This is a genomic window from Rossellomorea sp. NS-SX7 (genome assembly GCF_052828565.1).
In genome coordinates, this window is sequence record NZ_CM128249.1 from 757,191 (window position 1) to 770,902 (window position 13,712).

Annotated in this window: 13 protein-coding genes; all 13 read left to right on the forward strand. The window is 45.5% G+C overall.

Annotated elements, in window-relative coordinates:
* Positions 1–112 precede the first annotated feature (112 nt).
* The 13 genes from ACUXV2_RS03635 (at position 113) to ACUXV2_RS03695 (ending at position 13,707) form a co-directional block, all read left to right on the forward strand.
* On the forward strand, positions 113–832 hold the full coding sequence (locus tag ACUXV2_RS03635) for a FadR/GntR family transcriptional regulator (protein WP_446245707.1): 720 nt from the start codon (positions 113–115) through the stop codon (positions 830–832).
* A 205-nt stretch (positions 833–1,037) separates the two neighbouring features.
* Entirely contained in the window at positions 1,038–2,822 is a 1,785-nt protein-coding gene (locus ACUXV2_RS03640) for an L-lactate permease (protein ID WP_446245708.1), read from the forward strand.
* A 242-nt stretch (positions 2,823–3,064) separates the two neighbouring features.
* Positions 3,065–3,781: a (Fe-S)-binding protein gene (locus ACUXV2_RS03645; protein ID WP_446245709.1), complete on the forward strand. Its 717-nt coding sequence runs from the start codon at positions 3,065–3,067 to the stop codon at positions 3,779–3,781.
* 21 nt (positions 3,782–3,802) lie between these two features.
* Complete coding sequence (locus tag ACUXV2_RS03650) at positions 3,803–5,233, forward strand: LutB/LldF family L-lactate oxidation iron-sulfur protein (protein ID WP_446245710.1); 1,431 nt, start codon at positions 3,803–3,805, stop codon at positions 5,231–5,233.
* Entirely contained in the window at positions 5,230–5,934 is a 705-nt protein-coding gene (locus ACUXV2_RS03655) for a LutC/YkgG family protein (protein ID WP_446245711.1), read from the forward strand. Before ACUXV2_RS03650 ends, ACUXV2_RS03655 begins: the two co-directional genes overlap by 4 nt.
* A gap of 414 nt (positions 5,935–6,348) precedes the next feature.
* Positions 6,349–7,200, forward strand: a complete 852-nt coding sequence (locus ACUXV2_RS03660) for a DMT family transporter (RefSeq protein ID WP_446245712.1) — start codon at positions 6,349–6,351, stop codon at positions 7,198–7,200.
* Between the two features lie 141 nt (positions 7,201–7,341).
* Positions 7,342–8,352, forward strand: a complete 1,011-nt coding sequence (locus ACUXV2_RS03665) for a hypothetical protein (RefSeq protein WP_446245713.1) — start codon at positions 7,342–7,344, stop codon at positions 8,350–8,352.
* 153 nt (positions 8,353–8,505) lie between these two features.
* Positions 8,506–9,198 (forward strand): sigma factor-like helix-turn-helix DNA-binding protein, encoded by a 693-nt coding sequence (locus ACUXV2_RS03670; protein ID WP_446245714.1) that lies wholly within the window; start codon positions 8,506–8,508, stop codon positions 9,196–9,198.
* 19 nt (positions 9,199–9,217) lie between these two features.
* Complete coding sequence (clpP, locus tag ACUXV2_RS03675; RefSeq protein WP_446245715.1) at positions 9,218–9,802, forward strand: ATP-dependent Clp endopeptidase proteolytic subunit ClpP; 585 nt, start codon at positions 9,218–9,220, stop codon at positions 9,800–9,802.
* Between the two features lie 126 nt (positions 9,803–9,928).
* Positions 9,929–10,450, forward strand: a complete 522-nt coding sequence (locus ACUXV2_RS03680) for a hypothetical protein (protein WP_446245716.1) — start codon at positions 9,929–9,931, stop codon at positions 10,448–10,450.
* Between the two features lie 116 nt (positions 10,451–10,566).
* Positions 10,567–11,631, forward strand: a complete 1,065-nt coding sequence (locus ACUXV2_RS03685) for a C45 family autoproteolytic acyltransferase/hydolase (protein WP_446245717.1) — start codon at positions 10,567–10,569, stop codon at positions 11,629–11,631.
* Positions 11,632–11,849: 218 nt separating this feature from the next.
* Positions 11,850–12,446 carry a helix-turn-helix transcriptional regulator gene (locus ACUXV2_RS03690; RefSeq protein WP_446245718.1) on the forward strand — a complete coding sequence of 199 codons (597 nt, stop codon included), beginning with the start codon at positions 11,850–11,852 and terminating at the stop codon, positions 12,444–12,446.
* Between the two features lie 10 nt (positions 12,447–12,456).
* A complete protein-coding gene (locus ACUXV2_RS03695; protein ID WP_446245719.1) occupies positions 12,457–13,707 on the forward strand; it encodes an ATP-binding protein in 1,251 nt (416 codons plus the stop codon).
* Positions 13,708–13,712: the final 5 nt, after the last annotated feature.

Consider the following 13,712-nt stretch of genomic DNA (forward strand, 5'->3'; position numbering starts at 1 on the left):
TTAAGAAGGGGGCTTTATATCTTTATTGTTCATTCATAAAGCCTGCAAATATTGTCCCGAACCACACAATACTATAAAATCTAACATAGGAACATTGATGGGGTGAGAATTGTTGAATTATAAACGTATTAAACCGCGTAAGATTTATGAGGAAGTGGCAGAGGCTCTGATCGATATGATCAAGTCAGGACAATTGAAGAGCGGGGACAAGCTTGAATCGGTTCAGCAGCTTGCTGAAAACTTTCAGGTTGGGCGTTCCGCTGTTCGCGAAGCATTAAGTGCGCTGCGTGCGATGGGATTAGTGGAAATGCACCAGGGTGAAGGAACGTATGTCCGTGAATTTGACAGCAAAATGCTGTCGCTTCCGGTTTACATAGCTGTATTGATGAAGAAAGATGATGTGAAGAATCTGCTTGAAGTGAGGCGGATCTTAGAAGTGGGAGCCGTTCTGGCGGCTGCTGAGAGAAGGACGGACGAGCAGCTCGCTGAAATAAAGGAAGCACTCGATCAAATGGAAGCTGCCAATGACCAGGAGCTGGGGGAAGAAGCTGATTTCCGCTTTCACATGGCCATTGCCAAGGCTTCTCAGAATGAACTGTTGATCGGGCTGATGAACAATGTGTCAGAAATGATGGTCACGACGATGCGTGAAACACGCAGATTGTGGCTTTACTCGGAAAAGTCGACACTTGATCGTCTGTGGAAAGACCATCAGCAAATCTACCAGGCCATCGAGACACAGGACGGAATGGAAGCCCAGAATGTGATGCTTCATCACCTGCAAAGCGTCGAAGAAGTCCTCATGAACTATTTCGAAGACATGAAAGAATAAGCTAGAAGGCCCGTCCCTTACTGCTTTAAAGCAATGAGGGACGGGCCTTCTTTATTTAGGTGAATCTTTATTTTTATAAAATTACAAAAATACCATTGTGATATGAAAGCGTTTTAATTATACTGTTATTTATGAAGCTGGTCATCTGATGACCTGTTAACTTGATATCTTAAATGATTTAACGCAATGAAGGGAGATGGAGGGAATGAGTATTGGTACGTTGGCGTGGATTGCCACTTTGCCTATTGTATCTGTATTTTTGTTCTTGGTTATTTTAAGGTGGCCGGCAAAAAAGGCGATGCCGGTATCACTGTTGATTACGATTATCATGGCGATGTTTGTATGGCAAGTGCCTGGAAACCAGGTAGCCGCTGCAAGTGTGAAAGGGATGGTGACGGCCCTTGAAGTAGGTGTGATCGTGTTTGGTGCGATCCTCTTATTGAACACGCTGAAAGAAAGCGGTGCCATTTTTACGATTCGAAAAGGGTTTACGAATATTTCACCGGACCGTCGGGTGCAGACCATCATCGTTTGCTGGCTGTTTGGATCGTTTCTTGAAGGTGCTGCAGGCTGGGGTGCGCCTGCAACAATCGTAGGGCCGCTGTTAGTGGCAATCGGGTTCCCGGCAATGGGAGCAGTCATGGTCGCGCTCATTCTTCAATCGACGCCTGTATCCTACGGGGCGGTCGGGACACCGATCCTGATTGGGGTAAACTCAGGGTTGAAGGACTCGCCGCTTGTTCAGAAGTACATCGCTGAGCAGGGAACCACGTTTGACGCTTACATAAATGGAATCGGAGGCCAGGTTGCGCTCATTCATGGAGTCATTGGGATCTTCATCCCGCTCTTTATGGTGACGATGCTGACGTATTTCTTTGGTAAAAATAAATCGATTACGGAAGGGCTTGCGATTTGGAAGTTTGCTATTTTTGCAGGATTGTCGTTTACGGTCCCATACGCATTGGTGGCCAATCTTCTCGGACCGGAATTTCCATCCCTCCTCGGCGGATTGATCGGACTTGCCATTGTTGTTCCCGCCGCGAAAAAAGGGTTGTTCATTCCTAAGAAGTCCTGGGATTTCGATAAAGAATCAAACTGGGACCCGGCCTGGACAGGAACGCTGCAAGTGGATGATTCCGATAAGTCGAAACAGAATGTGTCTTTTGTAAAAGCCTGGATGCCATATCTATTGGTAGCCGTATTGCTGGTTGGCACACGAGTCAGCTACCTTCCATTCTCAGGCTGGCTGCAATCATGGGTCATCAATCTGGAGACGCTGTTCGGCACAGAAATTACGGTAGCTTCAAAACCTTTGAACCTGCCTGGAACAATCTTCATTCTAGTCTCACTGCTATCCATATTCATTTATAAAATGAATATGAAAGAATACTCACGAGCAGTGAAGGATTCATTTAAAACGATTGTGAGTGCAATGGCCGCATTGATCTTTGCTGTACCAATGGTTCAGGTGTTTATCAATTCAGGTATCAATGCAGCGGACTACACAAGCATGCCGCTCGCGCTGGCAGAAGGGATTTCCAACATTTTCGGAAGCTACTGGCCGCTTGCCGCCCCGACCATTGGGGCAATCGGGGCGTTTGCTGCAGGCAGCAACACGGTCAGTAACATGATGTTCTCCCTGTTCCAGTTCGGAGTAGCGGACAATATCCTGGCAGCCCCGGCCACCATTGTCGCCCTGCAGGCAGTCGGAGGAGCAGCAGGCAATATGATTTGCGTCCATAACGTAGTGGCGGCTTCCTCTTCCGCAGGGCTGATCGGACGGGAAGGAAATTTGATCAGGAAAACCCTGATTCCAATGACATTCTACGTGATTTTCGCCGGAGCAATCGGATATGTCGTGATTAACGGCATCGGACTTAATATCGGTACGGTCATCCTTGGAATTGTGGCAGGATTCATCATCAGCCTTATTATCAAAGGTGAAAGAAAGAATAGAAGTGAAGATAAACAGATAAGAAAAACCGCATAACGAGAGAGCGAAGCAGGCCATTTGCATAAGTGGCCTGCTTGCGATTTTTCTATCGCAGGTAGAGTGATTCAAGTCATCTGATGACCTGTTGACTATTGGCGCAGATAGCTTTAAACTGATACTTAATAGAATAGACAGAAAAATTCCAAACATAAATTGATAGTATTCTACTAGAATTCGATTCTTTATCAAGGATGCTTTGAACCTAACGGAGTTTCTTCCGAAAGAAATGGGGAAAAATCATGAAAGTTTCATTATTTGTTACATGTTTAATCGACATTTTTCAAACGGACGTCGGCAGGGACACGGTTGAATTACTGGAGCGGCTCGGCTGCGAGGTGGATTTTCCCGAGAAACAGACTTGCTGCGGGCAGCCTGCATATAACAGCGGACATGTCGGGAAAGCAAAGGAATCCATGAAGCATATGATCACTGTATTTGAAGGATCGGATTATGTCGTCACTCCATCGGGTTCCTGCGGTGCGATGTTCAGGGAGTATCCACATGTGTTCAAGGGAGATCCGCAGTGGGAAGAGCGGGCGAAATCCCTGGCTGAAAAAACGTATGAATTGACTCAGTTCATTGTTGAAGTCCTGGGGGTCGAAGACGTTGGCGCAAGACTGGACGCCAAAGCAACCTATCATACTTCCTGTCATATGACCAGGCTGCTCGGTGTGACGGAAGCGCCTATGAAACTATTGAATCATGTTGACGGGCTAAAAATGAATCCGCTTCCACATAACTATAACTGCTGCGGATTCGGGGGGACATTTGCGGTCAAGATGTCTCCAATTTCCGAGCAGATGGTAGATGAAAAGGTTACGAGTGTGGAAGAGTCGGGAGCAGACATATTAATCGGAGCCGATTGCGGGTGCCTTATGAATATAGGCGGCCGGATCGACCGGAAAGGCAAGCCGATCAAGGTCATGCACATCGCATCGGTCTTGAACAGTCAATAATAAAGTGAAGGGGGAAGCAAAATGGCTATGAAAATAGGGGATAAACCCTTCAATGACAGAGTGTCGAGCGGGATAGCCGATACTTTCATGCGGGGGGCAGTCTCTTCCGCGCAGGCACGGTTACGAAGCGGGCGCCTGAATGCGGCAGAGGAACTTGGCAACTGGGAAGAATGGCGGAAGCTCGGTGAGGAAATCAGGTCCCACACCATCGAGAACCTCGATTATTATCTCGAGCTTTTAAGTGAGAACGTCGCAAAGCGCGGCGGTCATGTGTTCTTCGCAGAGACAGCTGAAGAAGCGAACGAATACATCACCGAAGTCGCCAAGAAAAAAGATGGGAAGAAAGTCGTCAAATCGAAATCCATGGTCACGGAAGAAATCAATATGAATGAAGCGCTTGAGAAAGCCGGCTGCGAGGTCATCGAATCCGACCTGGGCGAATGGATCCTGCAAGTGGATGATCATGATCCTCCTTCCCATATCGTCGCTCCGGCCCTTCATAAAAATAAAGAGCAAATCCGGGATGTGTTCAGAAACAAACTCGGATATGACAAAACGGAAAAGCCTGAAGAACTTGCATTATTTGCCCGAGAAAAATTGAGAGAAGAATTCCTGCAGGCAGATATCGGCATCACCGGATGTAACTTTGCCATTGCTGAATCCGGGACGATTTCACTCGTTACAAATGAAGGAAACGCACGGATGGTGACCACTGTCCCGAAGACGCAAATCACCGTCATGGGAATGGAACGGATCGTGCCTACATGGGAAGAGATGGAGGTCCTCGTCAGCCTCTTGACACGGGCGGCAGTCGGCCAAAAGCTGACGAGCTATATCACGGCCCTGACTGGACCGAAACAAGAAGGGGAAGTGGACGGTCCCGAAGAGTTTCATTTAGTGATTGTGGATAATGGACGTTCCAAGATCCTCGGTACCGCTTTTCAGTCGATCCTCCATTGTATCCGCTGTGCGGCATGTATCAACGTATGTCCTGTATACCGTCATGTAGGGGGTCATTCGTACGGATCGATCTATCCGGGACCTGTCGGGGCAGTATTGTCTCCGCTGCTTGGCGGATATGAGGAATATAAAGAGCTTCCTTATGCATCGACGCTATGCGCGGCATGTACAGAAGCATGCCCGGTGAAAATCCCGCTTCACGAGCATCTCCTGCTCCATCGCCAGGAGATCGTAGAACGTGAAGGCAAGGCACCCGTTTTTGAAAATCTATCGATGAAGGCCTTCAGTATGGGAACCGCTTCCCCGGCCATGTACAACATCGGCTCTAAACTTGCCCCGTCTTCACTGGCTGCTTTTACAAAGGGCGGAAGCATTTCAAAAGGCCCTGGCCCGCTAAAGAACTGGACGGATATCCGTGAATTCCCTGCACCTAAAAAAGAGCGTTTCAGGGACTGGTATAAGAAGAGAAGCAAAGAAGGTGGACAATCATGACGATCGGACAAATTCATAACCGTGGATCTTTTTTGGATAACCTGGCAAAAAACCTGGGACGGGAGCGTCGTTCAGAAGTTGTAAAACCTCAATGGCAGCACAATCCGCAATGGGAAGTATATAAGGGCTATTCACAGGATGAACTGGTCGAGGTATTGAAGAATCAATGCAAGCTGATTCACACGGAAGTGCATGAGACCGTGACGAGCGAGCTGTCCACATTGATTCCCCATCTCATCAAGCAATATGGCGGAAAATCCGTCGTCACATGGGACGATCCGCGTTTTGAGGAGGCAGGTCTAAAGGAAATTGGGGATGAAGACATCACCCATCACGTGTGGGACCCGGAAGGCGGAGAGGAAAACCTCTCATTTTCTGCAACCGCGGATGTCGGCATTACGTTCAGTGATACGACCCTCGCAGAATCCGGTACCGTTGTCCTTTACAGTGATAAGGGAAAAGGGCGAGCCGTCAGCCTGCTTCCTGTTGTATACATCGCCATCATCCCGAAGAGCACCATCGTCCCAAGAATGACTCAAGCAGCGAAACATATCCATGATAAGATCGAAAATGGAGAACAAGTAGCATCCTGTGTAAACTTCATTTCCGGTCCAAGCAACTCAGCCGATATTGAAATGAACCTGATTGTCGGTGTGCATGGGCCAGTCAAGGCGACTTATGTAATTGTGGATGATTTGTAATAAACTAAGCACCTGGCTTTATAATGAGCCAGGTGCTTGTTTGTATGCCAATCGGTTAAATTGATCTTTGTTTCAAATTGGGTCCAGCGGTTGATTGGAGTGCATGACGAAGACTCCTGCGGGAAGAGTAGCTAATGTGAGACCCCGCAGGGAGGTACGACCGAGGAGGCTCACGGGCTACCCGCGGAAAGCGAAGTCTTGCACGGAAATCAATAGCGGTATTAAGAGCCTATACTGAAATTGTTCGTCTTAATGTAGTGATTTTTAAGTTTTGTCCCACCCTCGTCTTTTTGTCCGCCAAGCTTATTCCTCCATAAAACACCAAAAATTTGTTACACTAACCTAGTTGCATAATCCATCTCATTTATTTAAATACATTAGAGAATACTAGAAGAAAGGGTATTGGAGGAAGCTATGACGAATCGAAATAAAGGAATCATACTCTTATTATTATCCGCATTCGGGTTTTCGATGATGGCCGCACTTGTGAAGCTTTCCGGGGACGTGCCGACGGTCCAGAAGACGTTCTTCAGGAATTTTGTTTCAGCCATCATCGCATTCGGATTTGTTAAATACTATGGTGAGCGTCTGTTTGGTAAAAAGGAAAACCAAAAATTGCTCTTGCTGCGCTCAAGTCTCGGAGCTGCCGGAATCGTATTGTTCTTCTATGCGATTGATCATCTCGTGCTGTCAGACGCAGATATGCTGAATAAACTCAGCCCGTTTCTAACAATTATTTTTGCATCGATATTCCTTAAAGAGAGAGCGCGGATGTTTCAGATTACAGCAATCATCATCGCGTTCATCGGGACACTGTTCATCATCAAACCATCATTTTCTTACGAAACGATTCCATATCTCGCTGGGCTCCTGTCAGCTGTTTTTGCCGCAGGTGCTTATACGGTGCTGAGAGTATTGGGCACGAGAGAAAAATTCTACACCGTCGTGTTTTATTTTTCCTTTTTCACTACGATGATCCTGCTGCCATTCGTGCTCGCTTTCTATGAGCCGATGAGCGTCAAGCAGTGGGTTTATCTGCTTGGTGCCGGTTTTTTTGCCACCATCGGACAGTTCGGAATCACCATTGCCTACAAGTTCGCCCCGGCAAAAGAAATCTCGATCTTCTTTTACTCAACCGTTGTATACTCCGCTCTCATAAGTATCTTCCTGTTTGGGCAGATACCTGATCTGTGGAGCATCATTGGCTATATCATCATCTTCGGAGCATCGCTCTACATGTTCTTAAAAAACAACAGGGAAGCATAAAGAAATGGCCCGTCCCCCGCATTAACACAGCGGGGGACGGGCCTTGTTTTGTACTCTAATTGCCATTTTTTGTGGATAACTTTCGTGGAGTGTTAGACTATAATGGAAATAAGAAAACTTTTCCAATAAAGGAGAGGGATCATGGTACTGCGTGAAACAGTTTTTTCCAAGTGGGCTGTCTTGCTATTAGGCTTTGTTTTGATGAGTAATGTTCTGTTATATCATCCAGTCATTCAAGAGGCATTGATGATTGAAATGGAGAGCGGACTCATCCTCGGTTCCCTGCTGGATATGGTCGTCGTTGCTCCCATTTTGATTTATGCAGCTTTTAGAGTGTCGAAGAAACAGGTTATCGGATTCATGATTGCGGGCCTCGTCCTGGCACGTTTTTTGATTCCAGAAGAATTTTTTGCTCCGTATACGATGCTGCTGTATGCAGGTGTTGGTTTCGAAGCCCTGCTGTTTCTGGCTGAATTGAGCCTGGTCGCCTACCTCCTGTGGAAAATTCCCTCGCTACGTGCTGAAATGAAGAGATCAGGGGAGGGAGCTGTCTTTTCAATGCTCCCTGCAGCTGAAACAACAGTTGGAAGCCATACTCTCATCCGAGTCATTGTGTCAGAAGCTCTGATGTTTTATTATATGATGTTTTCTTGGCGAAAAAAAGCGCCGGCTCATGATGGTTGTGTGACGATGCATAAGAAGACGAGTGCTCTGGCCATGAATATCATGGTCATCCATGCCATCGTCATTGAGTCGATCGGGCTGCACTGGTGGCTGCATTCAAAGTGGCCAGTCCTCTCAACTGTGTTATTACTCCTGAATGTTTATGGTGTGTTTCTGTTTCTGGCTGAGATTGCGGTGATGAGAATGCACCCCCTGGAAGTGAAGAACGGGAAGATGTATGTCACTCAAGGCTTGATGCAGCGAGTCGCCATCCCTCTGGATTTCATTGAAAAAGTGGAGTGGGGGGGCACACCGGGAGACAAGACGATGACGTTTATGTATAGGGACCTCGAACAAACAGAGCCGCAGGTGGTCCTCCACCTCAAAGAACCCGTGGATGCTACCATCTTTATGGGCAGGACACGATCTGTCGAAAGCATCGCATTGAAGGTGGATCATCCCGAAAAACTCAAACAGCTTCTGCCATGAACGTGAATCGCTGACGAGCAGTGCCTCACTCCTTGAAAGCGGAGAAGGGCGGGCTTCTAAAAATTTGGAATCCTAGAAAAAATTCATCTGCCGGTATCTTTTTTTATTCTATATCCGTTATTAGCATGAGAGGATATAAAGGAGTGAAGGAAAATGGTTCGTGAGTCTGTGAGGAAAGAAAGTGAAATGGAGCTACTGGAATTAAATGATCTTGTGGAAAAACTGCAGCATTACTGCATATTCCTGACCAAGAATAAGTGGGATGGGGAGGACTTATGTCAGGAATCCATCTGCAGAGCATTGAAACATTATCCGGATCAGGAAAAATGGAGCTCCCCGCTGTTGAAGAAAATGGCGTATCATGCCTGGGTCGATAAAATTCGCAAACAAAGTAAAGAGTTGCTTGGCGATGTACCTGAGCAGCGTGTGGAGCAAAAGCGTGAAGGGAATGACGGGACGTTAGAAAAATTGACAAACACCCTGACACCGAAGCAGCTCATCACGCTCGTTCTGAAAGAAGCTTTTCAATATAAAATCTCTGAAATCGCGGGCTTTTTAAATATGACGGATACCGCCGTTAAGGCCATCCTTAAACGGACGAGAGCCAGGCTTGAAACGCTATCTGAACATGATGAATCCAGTTCCAATCAGGAGTATTGGGAAGAAACCCATCAAGAAGATATGTTGATTTCCCTTCAGGAAAGCTTCATGACCCAGGATCCATCGCATTTGATCGAACAGCTCCCTGAATGGTTTTCAACACAGTCCGCTCCAAAAATGGTTTCATTCCCGTCGATTTCGCGGAGCTCTTCCTCTCCTTCAAGCGTCCTCTCAATGGCAGCATAAGCTAAGAGGAGGAATGAAAATGAGTACCATCCCATATGTGATCGAACAGTCAAGCAAAGGTGAACGTTCCTATGATATTTACTCAAGGTTATTAAAAGACAGAATCATCATGGTGAGTGATGAAATCAATGATCATATGGCCAACAGCATTGTGGCTCAGCTGTTATTTCTGGCTGCGGATGATCCTGAAAAGGATATATCCCTCTATATCAACAGTCCAGGCGGCTCTACATCGGCAGGATTCGCCATCTTTGACACCATGGAGTATATCAGCCCGGATGTGCGCACAATCTGCACAGGTATGGCAGCATCGTTCGGAGCAATGCTCTTACTCGCCGGAACCAAAGGGAAAAGATTCGCGCTCCCCAACAGTGAAATCATGATTCATCAACCGCTGGGAGGAGCAAGGGGCCAGGCCACAGATCTCGAAATTTCGGCAAAAAGGATATTGAAGCTGAGAGAACATATCAATGAAATCATTTCTGAAAAAACGGGGCAGCCCTTGGATAAAGTCTCCCTCGATACGGACCGGGATTATTTCATGAGTGCCCATGAAGCGAAGGAATACGGGATCATCGATGAAATCATTGAAAAGAAAAAATAGGAATATGCGTTTAGGGACAGGTGACTGTTCCTTTTTTTGTTGAGAAAAACCTGCCAATTCCAATTATTACATGTGTAATATATGGTAATATAAGTTAATGAAATGGAAACGAAAGGGGAGGTTTCGATGACACTTACCTTCTTGCTTTTACTTCTGGGAGTCATCGTATTGGCGATGGCCGGGACAAATCGAAAACTGTATGTAATGGGATGGATCAACTCCCTGAGGAAGTATTCGTGGTTCAGCAATCCTTGGCTTGTGGGATTGTTTTTATTCTGTGTGAACGTATTGTTATTTGGACTGACCGGTTTGATATTATTTGGGCTCTCCTTTTTGATGATCCCGTTTATTCACTTGTTCATCATGGTGGCAGCAGTGATCATCAGTATCCTCGTATGGAATTCAATCGCATCGTCCCGCAGCTGGCAAAAATGGGACCGGTTGAAGACAGGGGGGATCGGCAGCAGCTTTTATTTGATACTGACCATCTTTTTCAGCTACCAATGGGTATCGGTTGAGCCCCAGTTTTCGGGAGATGACACATTCATGGCTGCGCTTGGTTTCATGATCGGGATCGTCGTAACCGGTGTGGCATTCCTTACTTGCTTCAGTATGATCGTTTTTACAAAAAGCCAATTTGCGAATTAGTTTTGTGGTGCCTGGCTCAATTCCATTGGTTTGAGCCAGGCACATTTTAATTTCTTTCTTTCTGTTCCTCAATCCATTATCCTAAAAAGAAAATGCCATAAAAATGAGGGACCGCAGTGAAAACCATACATAGCGACATCATACAATTCAGGGGAAATCATTATGATTTCGGATATATGCAGGGAGAACGAATAAAGGATTCCATCACTGTAAGGAACAGGGACAACCAATGGAAGGTGAGGAAACCGCGTTTTTCGATTGATGTGAACGAAACGAAGGAAGTGATTACCCGTTTTGCTCCGGGGATTTGGGATGAACTGCTCGGGCTTCAGGAAGCGCTCGAATGGCCTATTGAAAAGGTATTAAAGGAATTTGGAGGCTATCGGGTGGATTATGTGCGTTCAGGCTGTTCGATTCTGACGGGAGAAAATTATCTAGTCAGAAACTATGATTATCATCCAAAAACGTACGAAGGAAGATATGTTTTTTATCAGCCAACGGATACCGGGTATGCGATGATCGGCCCGAGTCAAAGGGTGACTGGACGTATGGATGGCATGAACGAACATGGCCTTTCGGTAGGCTATAATTTCATGCATCGGAAGAATCCCGGTGATGGGTTCATATGCTGCATGATCGGCAGACTTGTACTTGAATCGGCTGCTTCAGTAGAGGAAGCGGTGGATCTCCTGAAGGAAATTCCCCACCGACATTCATTCAGTTATGTCGTCCATGATAAGAGCAGCCAAACATTCATCGTTGAAACCTCTCCCCGTGGGATTCAGGTAAGACAATCTAACACATGTACCAACCATTTCGAAATCATGAAAGAAGAAAATAGGAACCACCTGGTCGATTCAAAGCGAAGATTATCCGTGATGGAACAGGAAAGAGGGAAACGTGCCGGCATTGAAGATGCGTTCCGTCTCCTGAATGACAGTGACGGAGGAGTCTTTTCAGACCTTTACGGGAGCTGGGCAGGAACGATCCATACATCGGCTTATCTGCCAGAGGAGATGAAAGCTTGGTTTGCTCTGGGTGGTGATCGGGATCCGGTTGTATTTGATTTTGCAGATTGGCTGAAGGGCGAAGATGTTTATCTGGATAAAATAACAGGTGAAGTGGACACGGATATCCCGTTCGTACACATGGATGAAGGGGCGGACTGGTTTAAAAGGTAATCCAGTATTTGAGGGATTACTTTTTAAATGGATTTTTTAGGATTACATTGGATAAATCAAGCAAAATCATTTCCATTTCCATACTGATTATACCTTTATTATGAAGAGCTCTATTACTTTACTCTTAATTTGGTAAACGTGCCAAAATAGGCACATAGTTTTTGGATCCGCTGTCAGTATAATAGAACTATAAAGGTTGTTTTGCAGGAGGGTTGCCAATGGGTCAAAAGAAAAGGGTCTGGCTTGAAAAGTTAAGGAAAATAAAGGGTTTCAGCCAAGAAGAAATTGCGAATCTTGTTCACATAGACAGGTCTTACTATTCTAAAATTGAAAGCGGCGTCAGGATTCCAAGTGCAGCACTTGCAGAAGACCTGGCAGATTTGCTGAACTTTCACGTGTCCATTTTTGAATTAGAGGAAGGTCCGTTTTATTTTGCTTTACAAGATGCCCCGATGATCATTGCACACTTTAACCTTCATCTAGAATATACGTGGATTTTTAATCCCCATCCTGATTTCGATGCCGTTTCAGTCATCGGTATGAATGATGTGGCACTAAAAGATAATCCAGGAACCAGACAATTAATGGAATTGAAAAGAGAAGTCATTGCTGAGTGCAAGCCTCTCAGGAAAACGATTCTATTTCCAAGGTCTGACGGCTTTTATACCTATGATGTGTCGTGCCACCCTTTATTTAATGCGAAAGGGGAACTGATTGGAGGAAGTTCTGCATCCACTGAGCTTAGTAAAATGGAGAAAACTGCACTGTCGGACAGTAATCACTCATCTGAGAACCTCACATTAATGAAAGAATAGGGGTGATGGTGTGCTGGATTCTGTTTTGACGAACTTATTATTAAACTTTTTCTTTATCATAACCGGTCTTTTGGTTATCGTAATTTATTTCGATGTTAAAAAAAAGGTCCCGTCCAGGTTAATAGTCATACTCATCTCTGCTTTGACTATCTTATTATGTGTGTTGTTCAGTTCAAAGCTGGCATCAGGAGTATTTGTTGATTTAAGGCGGATACCGTTCTTTTTGGCGAGTCTGTATTTCGGACCATTGGTGTCCTTTGTACTTATGATTATCATCATCTTGTTGAGGGTAATTGTTATCGGGAATGAATTCATCCTTCTTGTCGCACTGAATTATTTTAGTGCATTTTTGATTTTAGCAAAGCTGTCAAAAGGTTTCCTGAGAGCAAGGAAAAAACTGAAGTTGATGTATACCGTGGGGCTTTGTTCACTCTTAACGTTCTATAATGTGTTATTTGGCTATTTGTACGAATCTGAAATCTCATTTTATGAGTATTCCTGCATCGTGCTCATACCGTTGGCCGCCACGATCGTTTCCGTAATCATGGCTGAGATGTTGTGCAAACTGATGACGATGAAAAGGTTATCCACCCAGAATGAGAAACTTCAGGTGGTCGGTCAACTCGCAGCCAGTATATCACATGAGGTCCGTAACCCGTTGACATCCTCAAAGGGTTTTTTACAGCTGGTGCGGGATGAAAAAGACCAAGTCAGTCAACAAAAGTTCATAGACCTCTCATTGAAAGGCATCGACCAGGCGAGTCATGTGATTGAAGAGTACCTTACATTCGCCAATTCAGCACCGGATAAGGTGGAGAAAATCGATGTGAAGGGATCCTTGGATGAACTGGTTGAGCTGATGGAGCCAATGGCTGCTTATCATGGCGTATTAATAAAACCTCAATTAACGGACGGTATTTTTGTGGAAGGGCAAATGCGCAGCTTCAAGCAATGCGTAATGAATATCATGAAGAACTCGATTGAATCGATGCCTGCTGGGGGAGAACTTGTACTAACTATGAAGCTTAAGGAAAAGCTGATTATTTCTATTTCCGATACAGGTTCCGGGATGAGCAGGGAGCAAGTTGATCGTTTTGGTGAACCCTTCTACACAACAAAAAATGAAGGAACGGGACTCGGCATTATGGCTGCGAGTATCATCGTCAAGTCCATGAAGGGGAACATACAGGTGAAAAGCAAATTGAACAGGGGGACAACGGTGTATTTGGAATTTAATGAAGTGACCAAGGTGTTCCAATAGAAAAA